At 66.0% G+C, this 22,222-nt stretch carries 16 protein-coding genes and 1 CRISPR repeat array; of the genes, 6 read left to right on the plus strand and 10 right to left on the minus strand.

Annotated features, from left to right (window positions below; all coding sequences use genetic code 11):
* Positions 1-232 precede the first annotated feature (232 nt).
* The 10 genes from cas2e to CACI_RS48005 all read right to left on the minus strand — a co-directional run bounded on the left by cas2e (position 233) and on the right by CACI_RS48005 (position 14,591).
* Positions 233-583 carry a type I-E CRISPR-associated endoribonuclease Cas2e gene (gene cas2e, locus CACI_RS19335; RefSeq protein ID WP_015792520.1) on the minus strand — a complete coding sequence of 117 codons (351 nt, stop codon included), beginning with the start codon at positions 581-583 and terminating at the stop codon, positions 233-235.
* 11 nt (positions 584-594) lie between these two features.
* A complete protein-coding gene (cas1e, locus tag CACI_RS19340; RefSeq protein ID WP_015792521.1) occupies positions 595-1,566 on the minus strand; it encodes a type I-E CRISPR-associated endonuclease Cas1e in 972 nt (323 codons plus the stop codon).
* Between the two features lie 3 nt (positions 1,567-1,569).
* Positions 1,570-2,280: a type I-E CRISPR-associated protein Cas6/Cse3/CasE gene (gene cas6e / locus CACI_RS19345; RefSeq protein ID WP_015792522.1), complete on the minus strand. Its 711-nt coding sequence runs from the start codon at positions 2,278-2,280 to the stop codon at positions 1,570-1,572.
* On the minus strand, positions 2,280-3,017 hold the full coding sequence (gene cas5e, locus CACI_RS19350) for a type I-E CRISPR-associated protein Cas5/CasD (protein ID WP_015792523.1): 738 nt from the start codon (positions 3,015-3,017) through the stop codon (positions 2,280-2,282). Before cas5e ends, cas6e begins: the two co-directional genes overlap by 1 nt.
* On the minus strand, positions 3,014-4,213 hold the full coding sequence (cas7e, locus tag CACI_RS19355; RefSeq protein WP_015792524.1) for a type I-E CRISPR-associated protein Cas7/Cse4/CasC: 1,200 nt from the start codon (positions 4,211-4,213) through the stop codon (positions 3,014-3,016). Before cas7e ends, cas5e begins: the two co-directional genes overlap by 4 nt.
* Positions 4,210-4,881 carry a type I-E CRISPR-associated protein Cse2/CasB gene (casB, locus tag CACI_RS47995; RefSeq protein WP_015792525.1) on the minus strand — a complete coding sequence of 224 codons (672 nt, stop codon included), beginning with the start codon at positions 4,879-4,881 and terminating at the stop codon, positions 4,210-4,212. Before casB ends, cas7e begins: the two co-directional genes overlap by 4 nt.
* The gene (gene cas3, locus CACI_RS19365; RefSeq protein ID WP_143765307.1) at positions 4,878-9,458 is read right to left on the minus strand and encodes a CRISPR-associated helicase Cas3'; all 4,581 of its coding nucleotides are present in this window, start codon (positions 9,456-9,458) and stop codon (positions 4,878-4,880) included. Before cas3 ends, casB begins: the two co-directional genes overlap by 4 nt.
* 182 nt (positions 9,459-9,640) lie before the next feature.
* Positions 9,641-9,856: a hypothetical protein gene (locus CACI_RS19370; RefSeq protein WP_041540338.1), complete on the minus strand. Its 216-nt coding sequence runs from the start codon at positions 9,854-9,856 to the stop codon at positions 9,641-9,643.
* Positions 9,857-11,278: 1,422 nt separating this feature from the next.
* Positions 11,279-11,977: direct repeats of the CRISPR family, unit length 28 nt; unit sequence GGACCAGCCCCGCACGCGCGGGGAGCAC.
* A gap of 946 nt (positions 11,978-12,923) precedes the next feature.
* Positions 12,924-14,021: a hypothetical protein gene (locus CACI_RS49960; RefSeq protein WP_143765308.1), complete on the minus strand. Its 1,098-nt coding sequence runs from the start codon at positions 14,019-14,021 to the stop codon at positions 12,924-12,926.
* Between the two features lie 462 nt (positions 14,022-14,483).
* On the minus strand, positions 14,484-14,591 hold the full coding sequence (locus CACI_RS48005) for a MerR family DNA-binding transcriptional regulator (RefSeq protein WP_083795778.1): 108 nt from the start codon (positions 14,589-14,591) through the stop codon (positions 14,484-14,486).
* 311 nt (positions 14,592-14,902) lie between these two features.
* Between CACI_RS48005 and CACI_RS19380 the strand changes: the two genes are divergently transcribed.
* The 6 genes from CACI_RS19380 to CACI_RS49170 all read left to right on the plus strand — a co-directional run bounded on the left by CACI_RS19380 (position 14,903) and on the right by CACI_RS49170 (position 22,208).
* Entirely contained in the window at positions 14,903-15,733 is an 831-nt protein-coding gene (locus tag CACI_RS19380; RefSeq protein ID WP_015792527.1) for an ABC transporter ATP-binding protein, read from the plus strand.
* 93 nt (positions 15,734-15,826) lie between these two features.
* A complete protein-coding gene (locus CACI_RS45785) occupies positions 15,827-16,492 on the plus strand; it encodes an SRPBCC domain-containing protein (protein WP_015792528.1) in 666 nt (221 codons plus the stop codon).
* Entirely contained in the window at positions 16,476-17,327 is an 852-nt protein-coding gene (locus CACI_RS19390) for an HpcH/HpaI aldolase family protein (RefSeq protein ID WP_015792529.1), read from the plus strand. The genes CACI_RS45785 and CACI_RS19390 overlap by 17 nt, the downstream gene beginning before the upstream one ends.
* A 56-nt stretch (positions 17,328-17,383) precedes the next feature.
* Positions 17,384-18,445 (plus strand): amidohydrolase family protein, encoded by a 1,062-nt coding sequence (locus CACI_RS19395; RefSeq protein WP_015792530.1) that lies wholly within the window; start codon positions 17,384-17,386, stop codon positions 18,443-18,445.
* A complete protein-coding gene (locus CACI_RS19400; RefSeq protein WP_015792531.1) occupies positions 18,442-20,094 on the plus strand; it encodes a thiamine pyrophosphate-binding protein in 1,653 nt (550 codons plus the stop codon). Before CACI_RS19395 ends, CACI_RS19400 begins: the two co-directional genes overlap by 4 nt.
* Complete coding sequence (locus tag CACI_RS49170) at positions 20,094-22,208, plus strand: DUF3500 domain-containing protein (RefSeq protein WP_015792532.1); 2,115 nt, start codon at positions 20,094-20,096, stop codon at positions 22,206-22,208. The genes CACI_RS19400 and CACI_RS49170 overlap by 1 nt, the downstream gene beginning before the upstream one ends.
* The last annotated feature ends 14 nt before the right edge of the window (positions 22,209-22,222 follow it).

Consider the following 22,222-nt stretch of genomic DNA (forward strand, 5'->3'; position numbering starts at 1 on the left):
TACCACCTCCGCACACGCGGGGAGCACCTGGCCAGTCACCTGTTAAAGCTCCCCGTTCCGGGGATCGGCCCCGCACCTGCGGGCAGCACGCGGTGCGCTCATTCCACGTCGACGTCCGGGGGATCAGCCCTGCGCCTGCGGGGAGCGCATTGCCGACGTGCTTACTGACCCGGCGACGACGCGGCGGTCGTTGGTTCCAGAGATTCAGGCATACGTGACATTTAGACTCGTTTTAGCTGTTTCCGAATCGCCGTCGCTGTGCAGCTTTGCTCCAGCCGGTCTTGGCTGGCTGCGACGTTGCGGCCGGTCGTTCGGTCGGCCGGTGGATGAGGGTGAGGCCTTCGTGGTCGACGGGGTGCCAGGCGTGGTCGTGGGTTCGGAAGGCGAAGCCTTGTTCGTTGTCCGTCGTGTATGCCAGCAGGGCTCTGCCTTTGCCTGCGTGGCTTGTGACTTCGTCCCAGAGGAGGTCGCGGACGCGGGCTGAGGGGCTGCCGATGAAGACGCCGGCTGAGATTTCCAGTAGCCAGCGGGTGAGTAGGCCTCGTAGCCCGACCGGGCACAGGGTCAGAACGATGACGGTCATCGGGGGAGTCCTTACCAGGTTGTGCCGAGTTCGTCGGCGTAGTTTCTTCCGCCTTCGACTTCGGTTTCGCGGTCGGACTGGAGTTGTACCTGGTCGAAGAAGCCTGTGTCGGTGGCGTCGCTGCTGCCGGGTTCGTTGTTCGGTGTGGTGAGTAGCGCTTTGACGTCGTCGACGCACCGTTCGAGCAGTCGCGTGGTGCGGATCTGCTCGCGTAGGGCGCGGCGGGTTCGTGGGCCGATGTCGGTGCTGTCTTCGGCGGCTGTGTCGAAGGCGACGGGGATTCCGATCTCGGTCTTGTACAGGTCTGCGATGTCCATGACGAAGGACAGTTCGTGCCCGGAGTGGATGAATCCGAGTCCGGGAGAGCAACCCAGCGCGGTGATGATGGTGTGGGCGACGCCGTACATGCATTGTGCGGCGGCGGTGATTGCTTGGTTGATGGCGTCGCCGGCGTTGAAGTTGCCCGGTGTGTATTGGCGGCCGTGCCAGGGCACGCCGGTGCGTTGTGACTGTTGTCGGTAGCAGTCTTTGAGTCGGCGGCCTTCCATGCCGAGTAGTTGTTGGCGCATGAAGCCGGAGGGGTCCTCGTCGGGGAATCGCATGCGGTACATGGCGCGTGCGATGTCCAGGCGTGTGCGGCGGTTCGCCCAGAGGGTTGCTTGTGCTTCCACGAGTGCGGATGATCGGTTGAGGGAGCGTGCGGCTGCGTAGAAGCGGGCGCCGTGTTCGCCGACCCATGCCACGTTTGCTCCGCAGTCGCCGAGTACTGCCATGGCTTGGTGGGTGATGCGGGTTCCGGGGCCGAGCAGGAGGGTGCCGATGGTCGCCGACGGGATGTGGGTGATCCCGTCGGCGTCTTGGGCGGTGATGGCGTTGGCGTCGCGATGGACGGTACACCGTTCCAGATAGACGAAGCTGACCCGGTCGGCGATGCGGGGCAGTTGGTAGGGAGTTGACGAGCCGCGTTGGGCGGGTCCGGCCATGTGTTACTGGGCCGGGGCGAGGGTCATGAGCCCGCAGCCGTACGCCTTGGCCTTGCCCAGGCCTGTAGTGAGCACGGCGCGCACTTTGTCGGGGTCGTCGATGCGTAGCCTCCCGTCGTAGGTGACGGTGAGGATTTGGACGTTGTTTATTTTGCTGCTGCGTGCGGGGTCCTTCTTGGTGAAATCCAGGCTTCGGCGATCATGGACGACGACTTGGTACTCGTCCATGTCTGTGGGCCTGGGAAGTTCCTTCGGCTGCTCGCAGATGGTGAATCCGGCCCGCTCCTGCTGTTTGAGCAGCCACCCGAGTTGGTGGCGGACGGTGATGTGCGCTGTCCGCTTGGTTGGCTCGCCGTCCCTGGTGCGGATGCTGTGGACCGGGTTGGCTGTGAGCCGAAAGGTCCAGATGTCGCCGGCGGTGAGCTTGTCGAGGAACGGTGCGTAGGCGAAGCTGTCCCAACTGCCGGTGGTGGGCCAGCCGGCCTGCTCGACGATGTGGGTGAGGTCGGGCCTGTCCGGGCTGACGATGTACAGCAGTACCTGGTTATTGGCGTTGCGGTCCAGGCGCCACAGGACTCGCGGACTGTTGCCGTCTGGCAGAGCGGGCACATTGGCGAACGATTGCATGACCGCGGCGTGCAGGATCTGCGGTGAGGTGAGCAGTCGCCGGGCGCCGGTGCGGGCGGTGTTGAAGCGAAAGCGCGTCAGGTACATCAGACGGCCTCCAGTCCGATCGTCGGGTCGTGTGCGGGGTGAGCTGTTACAGCCTGGCGGGGTGGGTTCTCACGGACCTGTTTGCCGTGGGGGTTCGTGATCTCGATCGTTTCATTGTGGTACGCGCGCAGGTCGTACCTGCGGTGACGGGGGTTGAACGTGACCGGCTGGTCACGCTGCAGGTCCGAGCCGCGCGTGCCGGGAGCGACCTCGATCTGCATGTCCAAGGCAACGCGCGTCCGGCGTTCACGTCGCTGATACCACTCGGAGGCGAGCCAGGGTTCCTGACGCAGCACCTCGTTGAGTCCCAAAGTGCGAACGCCTATATTAACGGGTTGCGATGGCGGGCAGGAACGGCGGCCCAGGTAGGGCAGGAAGTGTGGTCTCTTGATGGCGGCGTGCAACGCTTCGATCAGCTGGTCATCGCCCTCGACGGCGGCGAGAAACACCGCGTCGGCGAGGTAGAACCGGTACGACAGCGGCATCGACACCCCGGTGTCGCCGTGGTGTGCGGTCTGAAAGTCTCGAACTCGCACGCCCGGCTGATCGGCACGCACTCCGAACCGCAGCGCCGCCAGATCGGAAAGATCGGCGTCGCGTTCCCAGCCCAAAGCGGCGGCCAACAATCCGACCACTGCGCTTTTCGTCGGTGTCGATGTTGTCGTGCGCCACGCGAAGCGGCTGGCTACGCCCCAGGACTGCAGGGGTCCGGCAAACCGCAGAGCCAGCGTGCTCATGCGTCAGATGCCAGCCGAGTCGTGACTGCAGCCCCGACAGCGGCGACAAGCTGGCTGATCGACACCGGATCGCCGGCCTGCTCAAGGGCTTCTGTTGCCGAACCCGCGCAGACGACCCAGGAATCAGTACCCTCCTGCAGGTCGTAGGCCTGCTCGAGCTTCGGGATGTAGCTGGCCAAACGCTCGCATGCCCCTTTGAGATACCCGCCCTGGTGTTCGCCGGCGCTGATGGCTTCCTCGAATGCGGCGGCGAAGCTGATTGGGCGTGAGGCGCGTAGCTTGACCAGGACCACGTCGGGGACTGTGTGGTTGCCGAACGTGTTGACTTTCCCGGTCGGCATCGACAGTGCGAATCCCCGGATGAAGGCCTCGACAGCACGCCGCACGGGCTCGGTCTGAGACTCACCTTCAAGTAGCCCGGCACCGAGGTTGTCGGCCAGCCGGTTCACATCGACTGCCGCATATCGGTAAAGCGTTGCCGCGTTGAAGTCGACGATCCCAATCATGCCGGCCCCAGGCTCGGCCTCGGTGCTACGGTCGTCGACGGCGGTGAAGTAGTCCGACTCGTTCTCCACGGCGTGCACGCTGATTGCGTGTGCGACTTGTGCTGCGGCGTCGACGTTGATGTCCGTGGCGTCGGCGACCATGCGGCCGAACAGCGCGATGTCGACCGAGTGGCGCGTGTCGGCGGCTTGCCGGACCCGGTTCTTGAAGTCTTTGTCTTTCAGGAAGGCCGTGATGTCCTTGGAGCCTTCCACCCCGAGGCGTGCCAGGTTGTTGAGCTGGCTTTCGCTGAGGAACATCAGGTAGCCGGTCTCCGGGAGTGCGGCCGTAGCATCCTGATCGCTTTTGACTGCTGCTGACTTCCGCTTTGGGACCTCGCTTTTGGCCCCCGTCGCAGCCTTGATCACCTCGACTGCGACAGCCACTGCATCGCCGGGGGACAGGGACGGCTCCAGCGCGGTCATCCGGTTGGCGATCTGTTCGGCGACGCGCTTGGTCCGCACGCCCAGTTCGGACGGGTCCAGCAGATCTCCGAATGCTTGACGGGTGGCGCGCTTCCAGGCCTGGCTGGAGACACGTGCCCGGCGCACACCGCCATAGACGGCGGTTTTCGGGGAGCCGGTGTCGTCTCGGTTCAGGTTGCTCGGCGGGACGGTCTGCAGGATGTGGATATCGAGGATGACGCGAGTCATGAGGCTTCCTTTGTCTGCTCGGTTCCTTGAGTGTCTGGCGTGCCCTGTTGTGCTCGGGCGTGGAAGTTCCGTCCCCAATCCCTGCGGACTCTGGCTCGCCGATCAGGCATTTGCCAGTGATAGATCTGTTCGGCGAGCGCGGCGTAGTCCATCGCTTGCGTGTGCTGTCGCAGAACAAGGACGACATCGCGCAGACGCTGCGCGAGTGTGTCCAGGGAGGTGGCCGTGCCGATTCGGACGAAGCGGCGCCGCAACGGCTCGTCGATGTCATCGCCGGGCATCAGAGCACGGACAGCTCGTCCCAGCTGTGGCCCACCCGCGACATGCATCGGCGAATCGCGGCGTGACTGCTGATGCACCGCCCAGAGCGTTACTGCGATGTGCACGGCGTTCTCAGCGCGCAGCCGCTCGTTTTCCCTGCGATCGGGGATATCCGTGTAAAGCCGATCCGTGCCTTCCAACCCCCACAGGTCCGGGACGGCGTGGAGTGGCTTGCCCACACCGCGCCGAATCCGCGCTAGAGCGGCCACGGCCTCTGGACGGTCGTTCAAGTAGCCGCCCTGCAACTTGCGGATATGGGCGTTGGCGATCTCCTTCACGAGCTCGTGAATCGGTGGCGGGCCCGCCGGGGCTGGAGCGTTGACTGTCGTGGCGCTGGTAGTGGTCATGCCGGGTCCTCCTGTATGCCTACGGGTTCGCCGGGATCGGTTGGCTTCTTACCGAGACGGCTACTGAGCGCCTTGGCGATGCGGCCTTTGAAGTACAAGTCAGCCAAGGAATCGTCCATCCAGCGCTCCCCGCGGGTGGTCTTCACCATCCGGCCCTGTGCGGCTGCCGAGCCAGCTGAGTCCAAGAGCATCTGGCCCTGCACTGCGATGATGTCGTAGACCCGCCCCTGCCACACGGCGCGCATAGCGGCCGGGTCAGTGCTGTTGCCCAGGTCCAGCAGCCAACGGCGGTACGGGCCGTCAAGGGCCCCGAACGCTCGGTCCCGCGCGGTGACGCGTTCTGGTTCCGGGTCGAGTCCCGCGGCCCGGGCAAGGTCGCTGGCCAGGTCGCCTAGAGCGGCAACTGCGGAGTCCGCGTCCTTGACTGCTGTGACGGCGGCTTTACCGAAGCGGGGGTCGTCTTCGTGGAGAAGCACGACGGCCATAGTCAGTTCATCGCTGACCACTTCGTCGATGATCGACTGTTGTGTTCCGTACACGGCGCCTGATGTACGTACTCGTATCAGTCCGCGGCTTGGCAGGTTGCCGTGGTGGGCCAGCTCGCCGAGCCAATCCACGATCTTGGGGCGGTAGTGGGAGGCCGGTTCCCCAGTCTGGCTGCTTCCGCTACCTGCGCTCCCAGCCAACAGAGACTCGATCCCCCGCCAGGCGGCACGCGTGGGATCATGCTGCTGCGGCATGTAGACCGTGGATAGGCCGAGTTTCTTCTCCTGGGGCTTGCTTCGCCGCCAGCCTGTCATCGGTTCCACGCCATGCTTGTTGTGCGCAGTGAGTTCGTCGCCGTAGGTCAGCACAGCCCCAGTGACGCCGCGGGTGTCATACTCCAGCCGGATACGCCGCGACTGCCAGGTATACAAGTCGCGTAGCCCAGCAGGAACACGGGGTTCAGCGTCAGCATGGTCGCTCCCGGCCCTGCCGTTTGTACCTCGCCACGCGGGTACATCTTGGGCGGAGGTGACCTGCAGATTCGTGGTGTCTGCAGGGATGAGGTTGAGCAGCAGGGTCTGGCGCAGCGTGTCGCCTTCGGCGAATACCCCGCCGAGGTTGCCTAGCCAGGCGACACCTTGCGGATACCGCTTGCCGTTCACCGCTTTGGGATCGCCGACGACACCCGACTTGATCCCCGAGGTGTCGAACGCTTGTGTGTGAACCAGCCATCTGGCGGCCTCAGCGAAACTGAGCTGTTCGACACCGGGCATGCGCATGGTGAGGAACGGATCACCGTCCGGCACGTCGGCCACGATCTTGTTGAGCGGCCCTACTTCACCTTTCGCTGTCTGCAGCCCGGGAACTTGATAGAAAGGCGTGGCAGGGTGCAGCAGATCGAACCGCTCCCTGTGGCTGTCCAGATAGGCTGGCACCGCTGCGAACGGGTCATCCGAGGTCCACAGGTCCTCCCAGTCCTGACCGTCGCGCGGCCCGTCTACCGCGTCATATAGGACGGCCAGTAGCAGACGTAGCAGCGCAAAGTCCTGGGTCGGAAGATCCCCGACCAACCTGCGGATCAAGTTCGACTGGGCGAACACATCTCGCAGCGACAGCACACCCTGCATACCGTCGGCGTACAACACCGGGAGCCACGGCGCTGAGGTCAGATCGAACGAAGCCGTCTTGTCATCCGAGGCCTCCTTGTCCCGTACTACAGCGGCATGCGGTTCACCAGGCATCACCATCTCCAAACCGTCATCCGGGTTGTAGGACAACTCGTAGCCGGCCAAGACGGTCCGGCACTCCTCATCAAGCACAAGAAGCAACTCGCCTTGCAGCCACGAGCTCTCCTTCGCCTGCCAGGCCTCGTGATACTCGCGCTCAAGTTCCCGAAGCACCCGATCGAACATCCACGGTTTGGCGAACAACCCGGGCAGACGCAGCGCGCTGGCGGCCGCCGCTCGGGCTGCGCGCGGCGGCGGCACAGCTTCCGTCGGCAGCTCGAGCCCTCCACGGCCCCGATCCAGCCACGGCAGCGTCCGCAGGACACCATCGCTGCCTCGTTGGACGACTAGCACCTCGATCGTCTCCGGGCTGTCGCGAACCTGCGCCCGACCAGCCCGGGTATCGTCCGCATCGCCAACGCCGCCGTCGATCCACCCGATGAGAGATCGCCCCGGCCCGCGGACCTCGTCGAGGCAGAATGCCATGGCCCCCTCGCGCTGCTGCACTATGTGCGCCATGTGCTCGGCTTGCGCGGCGTCCATAGCCTCGCCCCAACCCGTCGGTGCGACAAAACTCTGCGCATACGCGCACTGAACCAGGGGATTGATGTCACCCGGCAACGTCAGCGCGCTTCCTGTCAGGTACGGCTGCAGGACAGCCAGGCTACGCAGCAACGGGTGCAGCCCGTAGACCGCCACCGAACCTGCTATCGGTGCCGACGGAATACCCGCCCAATCCACCCCGGTCACCAGACATCGAGCCGTGCGTAGGCTGGGCGGACGCTCCGATTGCTCCGGACCGCCGCGATGATGTCGGTGCACCCGTCCCATCCTCTGGAGAACGAGGTCGATGGGTGCGAGATCGGTGACCAGCAAATCAAAGTCAATGTCAAGTGATTGTTCCGCGACCTGGCTGGCCACAACGATGTGTCGTCGTGGCCGTGCACCGTCGTGGCCGAACCGAGCCAGTAGATCGGCATCTTTACGCGCCCGGTCCAGGTCAATGAACCGCGAGTGCGCCACGGTCACCTGCCCGGCGCCGAAGCGTTCCCGCAGCTGCTGAGCCGTCTGCAAGACCCGGCCGACAGTGTTGCGGATGATCAGCGCGCAACCCCCGTCGACCAGCTCAGCCTCCAAACGATCGGCAAGTCGGCCCAAGTCGTCGTCGAACGCCTCCACATTCACGTCGACGCGGCGACCCTCGGCCGGCTCGGTACCGACCGCCTGAGCCGGCGCACCTATCGTCACAGCTGTCAGGACCGGGTACGCTTCACGGGCATCCCGCAGCGCCTCCGACGTGATGCCGCCGTAGGCCTCGACGAGAGCCTGCCGACGGTCGGCCGGCAACGTCGCTGACAACAACACCACCGGGACCCGGTAGGCGCCGAGCCAGGACAGCACCCGCTCCAGATACACGCTCATGTAGGCGTCGTAGGCGTGCACCTCGTCGATGACGACGACCTTGCCCGCCACCGCCAGATGTCGCAGCGCGAGATGCCGCGACTTCAAGCCCGTGAACAGCAACTGGTCGATCGTGCCGACAACGAACGGCGACAAGATCCCCTTCTTGCGGCCACGAAGCCACTGATGAGCCACCATATCCGCCGAGCCTGCTCGCCTGTCGCGGCGAACATTGGCCTCACCGGCGTACCCGTCCGCGTCAATAGAGGTCAGCCTCGGTGCAGCCCGCAGAAACGAGGCGAAGGCGTCATCCAACGCCGCCTTTCCATGTGCCAAATGAACGGAGGCAACGCCTTCGCGCGGCACCTGGCGAAGCCAGTTCACCACCCGTGCAAACATCGCATTGCTGGTGGCCTGTGTCGGCAGCGCCAGAAATACCCCACCCGCGCCACTCCGGGCCGCCAAGATTTCCGCAGCAAGAAGCGCAGCTTCGGTCTTCCCTTCCCCCATCGGCGCCTCGATGACCAACAGGCCTGGCGCGGCATTAGCAGACGCCAACTGCACAGCCATCTGCTGGACCGGACGCAGCTGCGCGTCCGCCGGCAGCCCGAACCGGCTAGCAAGCAAACCCTGCATGCCAGGCATCAGATATTTGGGCGCCCACGGTGCTGGCAACTCCAGGCCCCGCCAGGCCAACTCAACGCGCTTACCAGGATCGATCGCCGCCTCGCCCGTTCCCAGAGCCGGATAAGGGAACAGATCGGTGTTGCTAGCGATCCAGTCAGCAACGATGACCAGACCAGTCAGCAGTACCTGAGCCTGCTGCGAAAGCCTCAAACCGCGCCAGTGCGCCAGACGACTCGACGCTCCGGTCATCACAGCACACGCATCAAGCAGCTCATGCTGCGATGACTTCCATATGCCCTCGCTTGCCCCAGGCGTGCGAAGAAGTTCCGGATACGCATCAAGATCATGAAGCTGCGAATAGCTCGGGGGCACCCCGTGGTGTCCACCCGCAATGACCGTAAACGCATCGGCGGATCGTCCGGACCAACCATGCCGCTCCATGAGCCACTCACGCAGCAGTACCTGGCCCGCGAGCCCATGCGGCGCCACCCGTCGGTCGTCGCCGAACTGCGTGCGTGTCGGCATATCAAGGCCACATTCACGCATTGCCTGTGCGAGCGGTTCGCACTGGCAGGCAAATGCCGGCGTTAGCTTCCCTATGTCGTGGGTTCCTGCGAGCCATACCGCCAGAGTCCTGCCATCGACCAGCCCTTCCGGAAGGCCCTCAGCAATAAGGCTCTTAACATGGTCAGGAAGCCATTGGTCCCACAGGTGTTCAGCGATCGCCGCAGAGTCCGCAAGATGCCGAATCAGGGACAGACTTTGCCCTGAATCCGGGTCGGACTTTGCCCATGCCGATCGCGTTGCTGCGGACAGGTCCTCTGCGGCGTTACGCAACCCACCATCCCCCCAACATCTCGTGCTGCCGACATTGAACACGAGTAACGACACGTGCACAGCGAGTTCGCCAAAATGCGACCTTTGAGGCTCCCGGCGCCTGGTTATTGATCGAAACCGGGCGCGACGTGTCAAACGGAGTGAGGTGTCGCGCCCGGCCTCTATGGATGGCAGCCGAAGGGCTACCTTGCGATGCGGACCGGGCGCAGTAGGGCAGGTCGGAACAGGCGAACGATGATTGCGATAATGATCGCGATGACCACCACGGCGCGGGTTTCGGCATCGATCGGCCAGGGCGAGCCTGTGCCCGCGCAGATGGTAGCCGTCGCGACACCAAGCAGCTTGTTCTCGGCCGCGACGACGTTGCGACACTTGCGCTGGTCAGCGGGTAGTACCATGGAGCCCTCCTTGATTGAACGCAGGGAGATATGAGCCGGCCCCCACTTCACACCTGCGGGGCCGGCTCTCTACGTTAGCGGCCTGTGACTCGCTGTGGATGCGCTTCGGCTACTTTCGTTCGCCGCGAACTTTCGTACCTCAAGTGTGCTGGATTCCAGCCCACACAGTTGGGGCGAAGCGAGCTGTGCCGCCACCAGCAAGAAGGCGGTCGGGTCAAGCTGCATGGTGCAGGACAGTCTTAGGGGTAAAGCCCTACATGCGTAGGGAGCACGATTCGCGCGGTGTGCTGGATTCGATGCCTACACAGGGATCAGCCCCAGAAATGCCGGGGAACACTGGCCGCCGTGGCCAACATGAGCGCTGGGGGCGTTGCTTCCTTGCAGAATAGCGGCCAGACGCAAGATACGCCGGTTGATCAATGCTAGTGCTGTGTCACGCTGGCTGGAGGGTTGGCTACGGTGAGTTCGCGGATCGCATGTGGGTATTGATCTCGCCCTTGCTGTCGGCTCCAACAATTTCGCCAAGCCGCTCGGCTCAGCCCTGCGTGCGGGGAGCACCGGTGCGCCGGCGGCGTTGAGCGCCCCGCGAAGTGATCGGTCTCGCATTCACGGGGAGCGCGTCGGCAGGGAGCTGCGCGCCTGGTCGGCCGAGGGATCAGCCCCGCATGCGCGAGGACCACCGCCTACCGAGGCGACCTCACCGCCCTTCGCGAGGATCAGCCCCGCATGCGCGAGAACCACACCTTGCGGGACATCGAGCCCTGCGTGCGCAGGGAGCACGCCACGGACTGCTCCGCCTTGCCCGGGCCGAGGGGATCACCCGTACGCGCGGGGAGCACGCCCTGGGCGAGCGTGCCATGCTGCCGCTGTGGGGATCAGCCCCGCACACGCGGGAAGCACGAGACCTCGCACTCCGATAACGCGGACGCCCTGGGACCAGCCCGACGGCGCGCGGGGAGCACGACAGCCACTGCGCGACAGAGTACGTCGCGCCGGGATCAGCCCTGCACGCGTGGGACCACACGGCCACGCCGACCAGCAGCATGCCGATGGCGGGATCAGCCCTGCGCGCGCGGGAAGCACTCCCGTACAGGGACGTGCAGGTCACCAGGCGGGGGACCAGCCCCGCACGCGCGGGGAGCACCTAAAGGCCCTGCCGGACAAGCTGCGCAAGGCGGGATCAGCCCCGCACGCGCGGGGAGAACTCGAACAGTCCGGTGTTGAAGTGCTGCGGGCTGGGATCAGCCCCGCACGCGCGGGGAGCACATGTGGAAACTCGGCATGCTGAAGTGCAGCTGGGGATCAGCCCCGCACGCTCGGGGAGCACCTTACCGGTTCAGCTGTCCACTGAGCGCATCAGGGATCAGTCCCGCACGCGCGGGGAAGCACGACCTCTGGCTCTTGCCGAGCGCGCTCTCGACGGGATCAGCCCCGCACGCGCGGGGAGCACCGCGACGCGCAGACGTACAACGCCACCGACGAGGGACCAGCCCCGCACGCGCGGGGAGCACGAGCCACTGATCGTGCAGGCGAAGCCGATCCAGGGACCAGCCCCGCATGTGCGGGGAGTACCCCCGGCACGGCTAGTTTTCCAAACGGCCGTTGGGACCAGCCCCGCACGCGCGGGGAGCACAAGCGCGCGGCGCAGGAGTTCGGCACACAGTGAGGACCAGCCCCGCACGCGCGGGGAGCACTGGAGATCGAACTCCATGCGGGCGATCCCGGCGGGACCAGCCCCGCACGCGCGGGGAGCACGAAATCGGTGGTGGCCGCCGGGATCCGCAGCAGGGACCAGCCCCGCACGCGCGGGGAGTACGTTCTACCGGTACTGCCAGTACCGGTCGCACCGGGACCAGCCCCGCACGCGCGGGGAGTACGAATCCCCCCAAGGAGTCCGGACCCCTCTTTTGGGACCAGCCCCGCACGCGCGGGGAGCACCACCTGACGTGCGCCGATGGAGTAGATGCGCAGGGACCAGCCCCGCACGCGCGGGGAGCACATCGGCGACCTGGCGCACGCGATCGAGTTCCCGGGACCAGCCCCGCACGCGCGGGGAGCACCTGCTGGTTCGGGACTGCATCAGGCTTCGGAGAGGACCAGCCCCGCACGCGCGGGGAGCACGCTGCGTGACCTGCTGACGTACGCGATCGTAGCGCTGTGGTCCTTGGGTTCTATGGATCTACGCATTTATGTCATTCTGCTCTTCCTGCCTGCTTCCGAATCACCGCCACTGGGAGGCTTTGCTCCAGCCGGTCTTGGTAAGTGATGAGAATGCGACGAACCGTTCGGTAGGCCGGTGGATAGGTGTGAGGCTTTCATGGTCGATCGGATGCCAGGTGTGGTCGTGGAGTCGGAAGGCGAAGCTCTGCTTGTTGTTCGTCGTGTAGGCCAGCAGGGTTCTGCCTTTTCCTGCCGTAGCTTGTGACTTCCTACCAGAGCAGGTCTCGGACACGGGTCGAAGGGTTGCTGATGAAGATGCCAGCTGAGATCTCGCGTGGAGCGGTTTGGCGGGCCACGCAGACGGCCGGACACAGGTCAGCACGGTGATAGTAGTAGTGGGATCCTCGTTCATGTAGTCCGCTGAGAACGGCAAGGCACCGGTTGCGGGGTAGTACGCCGTCCCGCCCAGCGTGGACATTTCCGCAGCCGGTGAAACCCGCAAGCATTGCGCCTGCTCATGAGCCCTGAATGGGGAGTACCCGAAGATCGTGCGCACGTCTCACCGGGTTGTAGCGGAAAGCGCGCACGCGCGATTACGCCAGCAGTATGTTTTTCGGCTTGGGATCCCGGAAAGAGGACGCCAGCGGCGTGCACGGCGATCAGAGTGGAAACGATGCCGCTGGTGACCGAGGGCGTCGCAGCGGACTGCAAGCCGCGATGACCTCGGCGAACGAGGGCCCCGTGACGTAGACCATAGCCAGCCACGGGTCCCACGGGTCGAAAGTAGTCGACTTCGGATCTGCGCGTCCCGGCATCGATCGCGGGTGGCCGTGTACGGACCGGTCACTTGCTGAGCAGTGGTGATTTCGTGTGCGAAGCGGGCGTATTGACCGGGCGTCAAGCGGCACTATTTTGGACCGGACAGCTTGTCGGCTGCGGGTCGGCTCCATGGCATCCGCGGAAAGTCCAGCATGGGGATCCCCAGCCGCTTGAGGGTATGGAAGCCGAGCGCCGTGAATACCGCAGGTACAGCGGCCTGGGCTTCGACTGGCAGTCCGAGTCGGACGGCGCCGAGCCAGACTGTCGCGACCAGAATCGCGAACGATCCCCAGCCCGCCCAGACCCAACCGAGGCCATCACGGACGGACGGCTGCGCAGTCATCGTGATCACCTCAGCGTCGTTGATCAACGTTGGATCGACCGGCAGCAGGTCGTATACATCGCCGACATGTGCCGCGTGCCGCTGCAGGACGGACGACAACAGCTCCGCCAGCCTACGGCGATTATCATCTGCCTGACCCGCCAGGAACTCGCTCGAGGAATAGCGCAGTTGAGCCACGAGGCGAGCACTGGCTGTCGTAGCCGCGTTGCGTACTCGGCGCTCACTTCGCGGGATGCCGAATCCGGCGGCCCGATCGATCGCGCGGCACACGAGACTTACAGACCGTGCCAAGCGCACCGCCGTGGGTTCGCCGCCACCTCGCCGGCCGGTGTTGGGTACTAGTAGGAGCTCCACGGCGTTGACGGTGAGCTCCGCGATATGGTCTCGCGCATTCGATCGGGCGTCCAAGGAGAGGTCCACTACCACTGTGATGACGAATAGCAGTATCGTGGAAATGGTGGCATCCGTTAGATACACCGCGGAGGCGGCATCCAGTATGAGTGCGGGAGCCCACAGAAGCGCGACGCCTTGGCGGGCTTGCACACGCCGTAGGACTGCGCCATAGATGTCGACCTTCGTGGGGAGCTTGTCTCGACAGATCTGCAGGCCCTGGAGTGCGGTCGCTGTCGGCTCGGCGACGGCTAGGGCCAACCGCTTTGGGCGGCGGCCGAGAACAGGGGTTCTGGCGATCCAGGTCCCTGCCCGTCGGGATCCGACAGCGCCGCAGAACATGGTCGCGAACGTGGTCAGGGTGACGTAGGCGGCAGCCAGTGCCAGAAACAGTTCGCCTTTTTGATTTCGTGCGGCCGCTTTCGTCGAGACCGCAATTGCTGCGTGTATCACGTTGCCCCCAGGTCGACGGACGTAGTTCAGATGGTGCCAGCCTCTTCCGACAACCCGAACCTGCGGGGAGCACCGCTGGTCGGTCGCTTCGCTGGATCGGCCTTGCGTCTGCGGGGAGCACACCCCGGTCCCGCGGGACCGGTTCATAGAGGCGCGATCAGCCTCGCGCCTGCGGGGAGCACAACAACGCTGAACAACTAGGATCCCGCGGCCGGGGATCAGCCCCGCGCCTGCCGGGAGCACCGCACCAACACGATCTGCTCGCGCGCCTCGCAGGAATCAGCCCCGCGCCTGCGGGGAGCACGCGTAGGGCTTGGCGAAGCCTCAGCCGATGCCGGGATCAGCCCCGCGCCTGCGGGGAACACATGGGTCTCGACTTCACCGATAAGGGCGCGACGGGATCAGCCCTGCGCGTGCGGGGAACACCCGGCGGCTACGGGAGCCGTGAACTCGATGGCGGGATCAGCCCCGCGCCTGCGGGGAACGCAGCCCGATGTCCTCGTAGAACCGCAAGGTTGTGGTCGGAACACCGGCTCGTTCGGCGAGCTGGGAGATCCGCATCGTGGTCATGAGCCGACCGTAAAGCTTCGACACGACTCGAAGGTCAAGCCCGCGTCTCCAGCGGCAGGTCACGCTCGGCGTTTCGCCGGCCCACGACTGAGCCAGCGTGCCATGACCGCGAGTACACCTTCGTCACCCGCTGGGCCAACCTTGTCGGACAATCTCGCGCGCCGATGTCAGCCGAGGTCGGCCAGGATGGCAACTTTCTCATGAGCAGAGGCTTGTGGGGATGAGTCGCTCCTGTTACGGTCGCCTCAAAGTTGTTGGACAATCGACGCGCTGGACGCGTAGAGCGTCACACACGGCCCCTGGAGGCAGAGTTGTCTACCCAGCAGCGTGACCCCGGTGCGGAGGCGCTCCGCTTCGAGCACGTCACCCTGGAGTTCGCCGGGACGCGCCGGCCGGCCATCGAGGAGGTCTCGTTCCGGGTGCCGCGGGGGAAGATCGTCGCGGTGATCGGGCCGAGCGGGTGTGGCAAGAGCACGATCCTCAACCTGGCCGCCGGGTTGCTCGCGCCCACGCGGGGCGAGGTGTACTTCGACGGCGAGCGGGTCAGCGCCGTCAACTCCGAGGCGGCGTACGTGACCCAGCAGGCCAACCTGCTGCCGTGGCTCAGCGTGAAGGCGAATATCGGCCTGGCGCTGAAGTTCCGCAAGGTTCCCAAGGGCGAGCGGAACGATCGGATCGCTCGCTGGATCAAGATGGTCGGTCTCGCTGGATTCGAGGAGCACTACCCCCGGGAGCTTTCCGGCGGGATGCAGAAGCGCGTCTCGATCGCCCGGGCATTGATCTACAACCCTTCCATCGTGCTGATGGACGAGCCCTTCGGTCCGCTGGACGCCATCACCCGGCTCAAGCTCCAGCAAGAGCTCCTCAACCTGTGGCAGGAGCAGGAGGGGACGCTCATCTTCGTCACCCACGACCTCAACGAGGCGATCTACCTCGCCGACGAGGTCATCGTGATGTCCAAGGGACCCGGGACGGTGCGCCAGGTCCTGCAAGTCCCGTTCGAGCGGCCGCGCGCCATCGGCTCGCTGGTCGAGTCGCCAGCGTTCTCCGAGCTCTACAACGAGCTCTGGGGGCTGTTCAAGTCGGAGATCGATCTGTTCGGCGGTGATGTGCCCGTGCAGGCGGGCGCCACCGCCGGCTGACCGTCCGCCGCAGCTATCCGCTGTCTGACGATTCGTCACATCGTCACGCGGCCATTCCGTCGTGCCGCAAATCGGTCGAGTGAGGTTCATGCGTTGATAATCATCAAGGAAGAGATCGCCGTCCCCAGCCCGCGGGCGCGGGTCTGGGAGGTGGTGTCGAATCCCGAGGACGTCGTGTCCTGCATCAGCGGCGCCGAACTCGGCGCGGCCCACGACGACGGCTCCTTCGACGGCGCCTTGACGATCAAGTTCGGGGCGATCAGGGTCAAGTTCGCCGCCCGGGTCCGGGTGGAGCTGGACGAGGCCGAACACACCGGCCGCCTCTCGGCTCGCGGAGGGGACGGGCAGGGCGCGACCCGTTTCCAAGCCGAAGCCGAGTTCCGAGTCGTCGAAGGCGACGGGGCTGGCGAGACAGGCGTAGGCAGCCGGAGCGCGCGCGTCGCCATGACCGGCACCGTGACCCTCACCGGCAAGCTCGCCTCGCTGGTCGAAGCCGGGGCCGGAGCCGTGGTCTCCAGGATGACCAAGGACTTCACGGCGAAGCTCGTCTGGAAGTGCACCGAGACCGAGCTGGCACCCTCGCTTGCGTCCGCGCTGACGCTGGTCGAACCGGCGGAGGTCCGCGTTGGACTACCGAGCCGGATTCGCGCGTGGTTCGCCCGGGTGGTGCTTCGGCGGCCGCCCGCACTCGCCATCGCAACCGTACAGAACACCGTGCAGAACGAGGAGATCGGCAGCGGCCATGGCCCGACTGAATAAGGTGATCGACGCTCTGGCGGCCGGGCGGCATGTGTTCGCCTCCTTCGCCGCGCCCGAGCCGTCCGAGGCGCTGGCGTTCGCCACCAGCGACTACGACGCGCTGATCTTCGAGACCGAGCACAAGCCTTGGGACGGCCCGGCGCTTCGCGACAGTCTTCAGTATCTGCTGGACCGGCGCCAGATTCGTGAGTCTGATAATCCCGCGCCCGGGATCACCCCGCTGGTCCGCATCCCGGTCAACGGCGCGGAGCTGGCCCAGTGGCACGCCAAGCAGGCGCTGGACATGGGTGCGTTCGGCGTGGTGTGGCCGCACATCTCCCGGGTGGCCGAGGCCCGCAACGCGGTCGCGGCCTGCCGCTACCCCAGCCTGCCCGGCAGCCCTCGCCACGAACCGGTCGGCCTGCGCGGGGACAGCCCGGCCGCCGCCGCCCGGTACTGGGGGATCACCAATCAGGAGTATTACGCGCGCAGCGACGTCTGGCCACTCGACCCGGACGGCGAGGTCTTGGTGGCCCTGATGATCGAGGACCAACTCGCCATCGAGAACCTGCCAGACATCCTCGACCAGGTTTCCGGAGTCGGCCTGATCATCGTCGGCGAGGGCGACATGAGTCAGGAACTCGGCATCCCCCGGCAGTACGACCATCCGCGTATGGCGGAGTGCAAACAGCAGATCCTCAAGATCTGCGGCGCGCGCGGAGTCGCGGTCGGCCATCCGCATGTGACCGCTGCCAACGTCGAGCAGGTGCTGGCCGACGGCTACCGGTTCCTGGCCTCCGCACCGGTGCGGACCTTTCCCGGCCTTGCTCTGGGCCGATCGCTCACTGCCGGCTGACTGCACGGCCGCTGACCCACCGCCGACCACCCCGAGAACTTCGGAGCGTTCCATCCATGCTTATCGATTGTCACGGCCACTTCACCACGGCTCCGCCCGCACTCGGACGATGGCGGGAGCGCCAGATCCGCGCGTTCGAGGAGTCCGGCGCGCGCGTGTCACCTGATGAACTCCACATCGAGGACCAAGAGATTACCGCCGCGATTGAGCAGGGTCAGCTCAAGCTCCAGGTGGAGCGCGGAATCGACGTGGCGCTGTTCTCCCCGGGCGCCGGGAAGATGGCCCACCACCATGGCGACGAGCGGACCAGCCTGGACTGGTCTCGGGTCAGCAATGATCTGATCGCCCGCGTGTGCCGGCTGTTCCCCGAGCGGTTCGTGGGGGTGTGTCAGCTCCCACAGTCGCCAGGAGAGGCGTTGGCCTCATCCATCAGAAGCAGTGCGGATGAACTCCAGCGCTGCGTACAGGAGTCGCACTTTGTCGGCTGTCTGCTGAATCCGGACCCGTCGGACGGCTACTGGCAGGCGCCGCCACTCACCGACAAGGTCTACTACCCGCTCTACGAGAAGATGGTGGAGCTGGACGTCCCGGCGATGCTGCACGTCGCGATGTCCAGGAACCCGGCTGTGCAGGGGACCTGTGCGCACTACCTCGCCGGTGACACCGCAGCGTTCATGCAGTTGTGCCAGTCCGATCTGTTCCGCGACTTCCCGACGCTGAAGCTGGTCATCCCGCACGGCGGCGGCGCGGTTCCCTACCACTGGGGCCGCTACCGGGGCTTCCTCCAAGACCAGGGCCGTCCGCCCCTGGAAGAGCTGTTGCTGAAGAACGTCTTCTTCGACACCTGCGTGTACCACCAGCGCGGAATGCAGCTGCTGGTGGACGTCGTCCCCGCGGAGAACATCCTGTTCGCCTCCGAGATGATCGGCGCCGTCCGCGGCGTGGACCCGGAGACTGGCCACCGGTTCGACGACACCAGGTACCTCCTGGATTCCATTACCGCATTGGGCGACGACGACCGCCAGGCGATCTACGGCGGCAACGCGCTGCGGGTGTTCGGACGGCTCGAAGGCGTGCTCGCCTCACGTGCCACGACGGCGAAGGAGGCTGTCGCATGAAGGTCTACGAAGCACTCGCCGAGGCGTTTGTCGCGGAGGGCACCACCGACGTGTTCGGCATGATGGGCGACGCCAACATGCACTGGATGCACGCGCTCGCCCAGCAGGACGTGCGGCTCTACGAGGTCCGGCACGAGGGCTCGGGCCTGGGCATGGCGGACGGCTGGGCGCGCACCGCCGACCGGCCCGGCGTGGTGACCACGACCAGCGGCCCGGGCGCCGCGCAGCTCGCCACCTCGATGATCGTGGCGAGCCGGGCCCGCACCCCGCTGGTGGCCTTCTGCGGCGAGACCGAGTGGGGCGACGAGGGCGCCGTGCAATATCTGGACCAGCGGCGATTCGCCGCGGCGATCGAGTGCGAGTTCGTCCACGTTTCCCGTGCGGACTTCGCTCAGGAGGCCGTGCAGCGCGCCTTCTTCCTGGCTCGCACGCAGTCCCGCCCGGTGATGCTCAGCGCACCGATCGACATTCAGCAGCAGGAGTTCGATCAGGGCGCGCCGTACGTCCCCTCGACCGAGCTCATCGGCACCTCGCGGCTGCTGCCCGATCCGGCGCGGGTCCAGCTGGTCGCAGGTCTCGTCCAAACCAGCAAGCGGGTGGTGGTCATCGCCGGCCGGGGTGCGAGGCGCTCGGATGCCGGACGGGAGATCCTTCGCCTTCAGGAGCGCACCGGCGCTTTGCTGGCGACCACGCTGCAGGCGAAGAACTGGCTGTGCGGCGACAGCGAGTTCCACGTGGGCATCTCAGGGCTCTTCGGCAGCAAGGTGGCGATGGAGCTGCTCCAGGAAGCCGACTGCGTGATCGCGGTCGGCGCAAGCCTGAACAGCTACACGACCGAGCACGGATATCTGTTCCCCGACGCGAAGTACGTGCAGATCGACACCGCGCCGCATCTGGTCATGGGCAACGGGAGAGCGGCCGACTGCTACCTCCAGGCCGACGCTGCCACCGCCCTCGTGGAGCTGAACCGGGTCCTGGCCGAGCGCGCGGTCCGAACGGAGGGCTTCCATACCGCCGACGTCAAGCGCCGCCTGGACGAAGCGTTGGAACCGCCGGCCGAGTACCACCGCGAGCCCGGTCTGCTTGACCCGCGCGAGGCGATCCGCGTACTGGACTCCGATCTGCCCGGCGAGATCGGCCTGGTTCTGGGCAGCGGGCACCAGACGGACTTCGGCACCATGCTCTTCCAACGCTCGCGAGAGGTGCTGTCCAACTACGGCATGTTCGGCGCAATCGGCCAGGCCCCGCTGCTGACCATCGGATCGATCATCGCCGACGGCAACAAGCCGGCGTTCGTGGTGGAGGGCGATGCCAGCTTCCTGATGCACCTGTCGGAGTTCGAGACCGCAGTCAGGTACGGCGTTCCCATCCTCGTGGTGGTGATGAACGACGAAGGTCTGGGCGCGGAATATCACAAGGCTGCGGCCAAGGGCCTGGACCCGAACCTCGCGGTGATCTCGACGCCGGAACTCGGCGGGGTCGCCGAGGCACTCGGCGGCAGCGGCGCGACGGTCCGCACTGTCGAGGAGCTGAAAGCTGCGCTGGCCCGGTATGTCGCGGCGCCTGGACCGACCGTGATCGATGTCCGGATCACGCGGGAAGTCCTCAGCATCCCCTACCGCCGCCTCCAGTACGGGGAGGACGTCTGATGCCCGCGCAGTCCGCGCCGCCGAAGCTGACCGTACTGCTCGGAGACTACCCTCACACCCGGCCGTTGAAGGACGGGACGATCCAGGTGCCGGGAGTGGAGTTTGTCTTTCCCCGAGTGGTCCCGCTGTACGCGGCGTTCGCGCGGATGGTTAGGACCTTGGAATTCGACGTCTGCGAAATGGCTCTGGCGACCTATCTCCAGGCGCGGGAAGCCGGCATACCGATCACGCTGCTGCCGGTGGCGATGATCGGGGATACCCACCACCAGTCACTGACTCGCCTGCCCGGCGCTGCGTCGCTGAGCCCGCGAGACCTGGTCGGGCAGCGGGTCGGGGTGCGCAGCTACAGCCAGACCACCGGCTTGTGGGTGCGCGGCATACTGCGCGAGGAGTACGACGTCCAGGCCTCCGACGTCACCTGGATCACGACCGAGAGCCCGCACGTCGAGCAGTACCGGAACCCGCCGAACGTCCATCGCTCCGCGACCTCCGAGAGCGTGCGCGACCTGCTGCGGGACGGAGACGTGGCGGCCGCCGTGCTCGGACCGCGAGCGATCGGCGCGCAGGGCACCGGGCTCGTCCCGCTCATCGAGGACCCGCGGGCGGCCGGCGCGGCCTGGGTGGAGCGGCACGGCACCGTTCCGGTCAACCATCTGGTCGTGGTGCGCGACGACGTGCTGTCCTCCGCACCCGAGTCGGTGATGGCGCTCTACCACGCCCTGGAAGCGTCGATCGAGGCCACTGCGGGCGAGCGCGACGAGTCCCCGGCCGGACATGTGGTGTCCACCGGCTGGAGCGACCAGCTCATCAGATCCCTGCAGATCGCCGGACGCTACGCCCGCGAGCAGGACGTCGTGCGCTCCGCGGTGGACGTCGCGCAGATCGAGAAGGAATGGCGGCGCAAGAGCAGTTCTTCGGCCTATGAAAGTGCCCTGATTCTCACACCGCGGCTGCGCCCCTCCGCGCCCACCCGCGAACCCGCCGAGTGGACCCCCGATCTGCTGAGCAAGGTCGAGTGGCGCAGACGTGCGGCGGCTGAGCCGTTTCGCGGTGTGGCCACCTCCGACGGTGTGCGGCCCGACCTGTTCCCTTTGCGCAGTACCGGAGTCGATGTCAGCGAAGCGCGTCAGGCGGCCGAGGGCTATCTGAGCTCCCTGACCGAGAAGGAACTCCTCGTCGGCGGCCTGCCGATGGACGACGTGACCTGGCGTCACTGGGCCAACGGCGCACGCTACTTCCTGCGGCACGGCCTGCTGCTGGAAGACCTCGACGGGCCTAAGCGGCAAGCGGCCCTGGAGGTCATGCGGGCCAGCCTGAGCGAGGCCGGCTACCGGCAGGTCCTCGACATGATGCGGCTCAATCGGACCGTCGGCGAGCTGCGCGGCGAGGAGGACCTGCTCAACGAGTGGCTGTACTGGTTCAGTCTCTACGGGGAGCCCGAACTCGGCCGTCCGTGGGGCTGGCAGCTGGACGGCCACCACGTGAATGTCAACTGTGTGTTCGTCGGGGACCAGATGACGCTCACCCCGACCTTCCTCGGCGCCGAACCGGTGACCGCCTCCGCCGGGAAGTTCGTCGGCACGACGGTGTTCCGTCGGGAGGAGGCCGTCGCCCAGGAGCTGTTCGACAGCCTGACCGCCGGCCAGCGCGGCAAGGCGGTGATCGCCGACAAGCTTCCGGACGAGGTGTTCGTCGGCGCGTTCCGGGACAACTTCGAGCTCGACTACCAGGGCCTGCCCCTCGGCGATCTGACGCCGAGCCAGAAGATCATCGCTGCCGAACTGCTCGGGCTGTACGTCGGCCGGGCCAGCGACGGACACGCCCGGTTCCGGATGGAGGAGGTCCTCGCCCACGAGGGCGACACCCATTTCGCCTGGGCCGGGCAGGGCGGTCCGGACGGGGTTTTCTACTACCGCCTGCACAGCCCGGTGATCCTGATCGAGTTCGAGCATATGGCCGGGGTGATGTTCGCCAACGATGTGCCATCCCGGAACCACATCCACACCGTTGTCCGCACGCCCAACGGCAACGACTACGGGATCGATCTGCTGCGCCGGCACCACGAGCGCTTCCACCAGCCGCCGAACGGCACGCGATCGGGCAGCGCGGCATAAGGGACGAGGAGTCG

The sequence above is a fragment of the Catenulispora acidiphila DSM 44928 genome (assembly GCF_000024025.1).
Taxonomy (GTDB): domain Bacteria; phylum Actinomycetota; class Actinomycetes; order Streptomycetales; family Catenulisporaceae; genus Catenulispora; species Catenulispora acidiphila.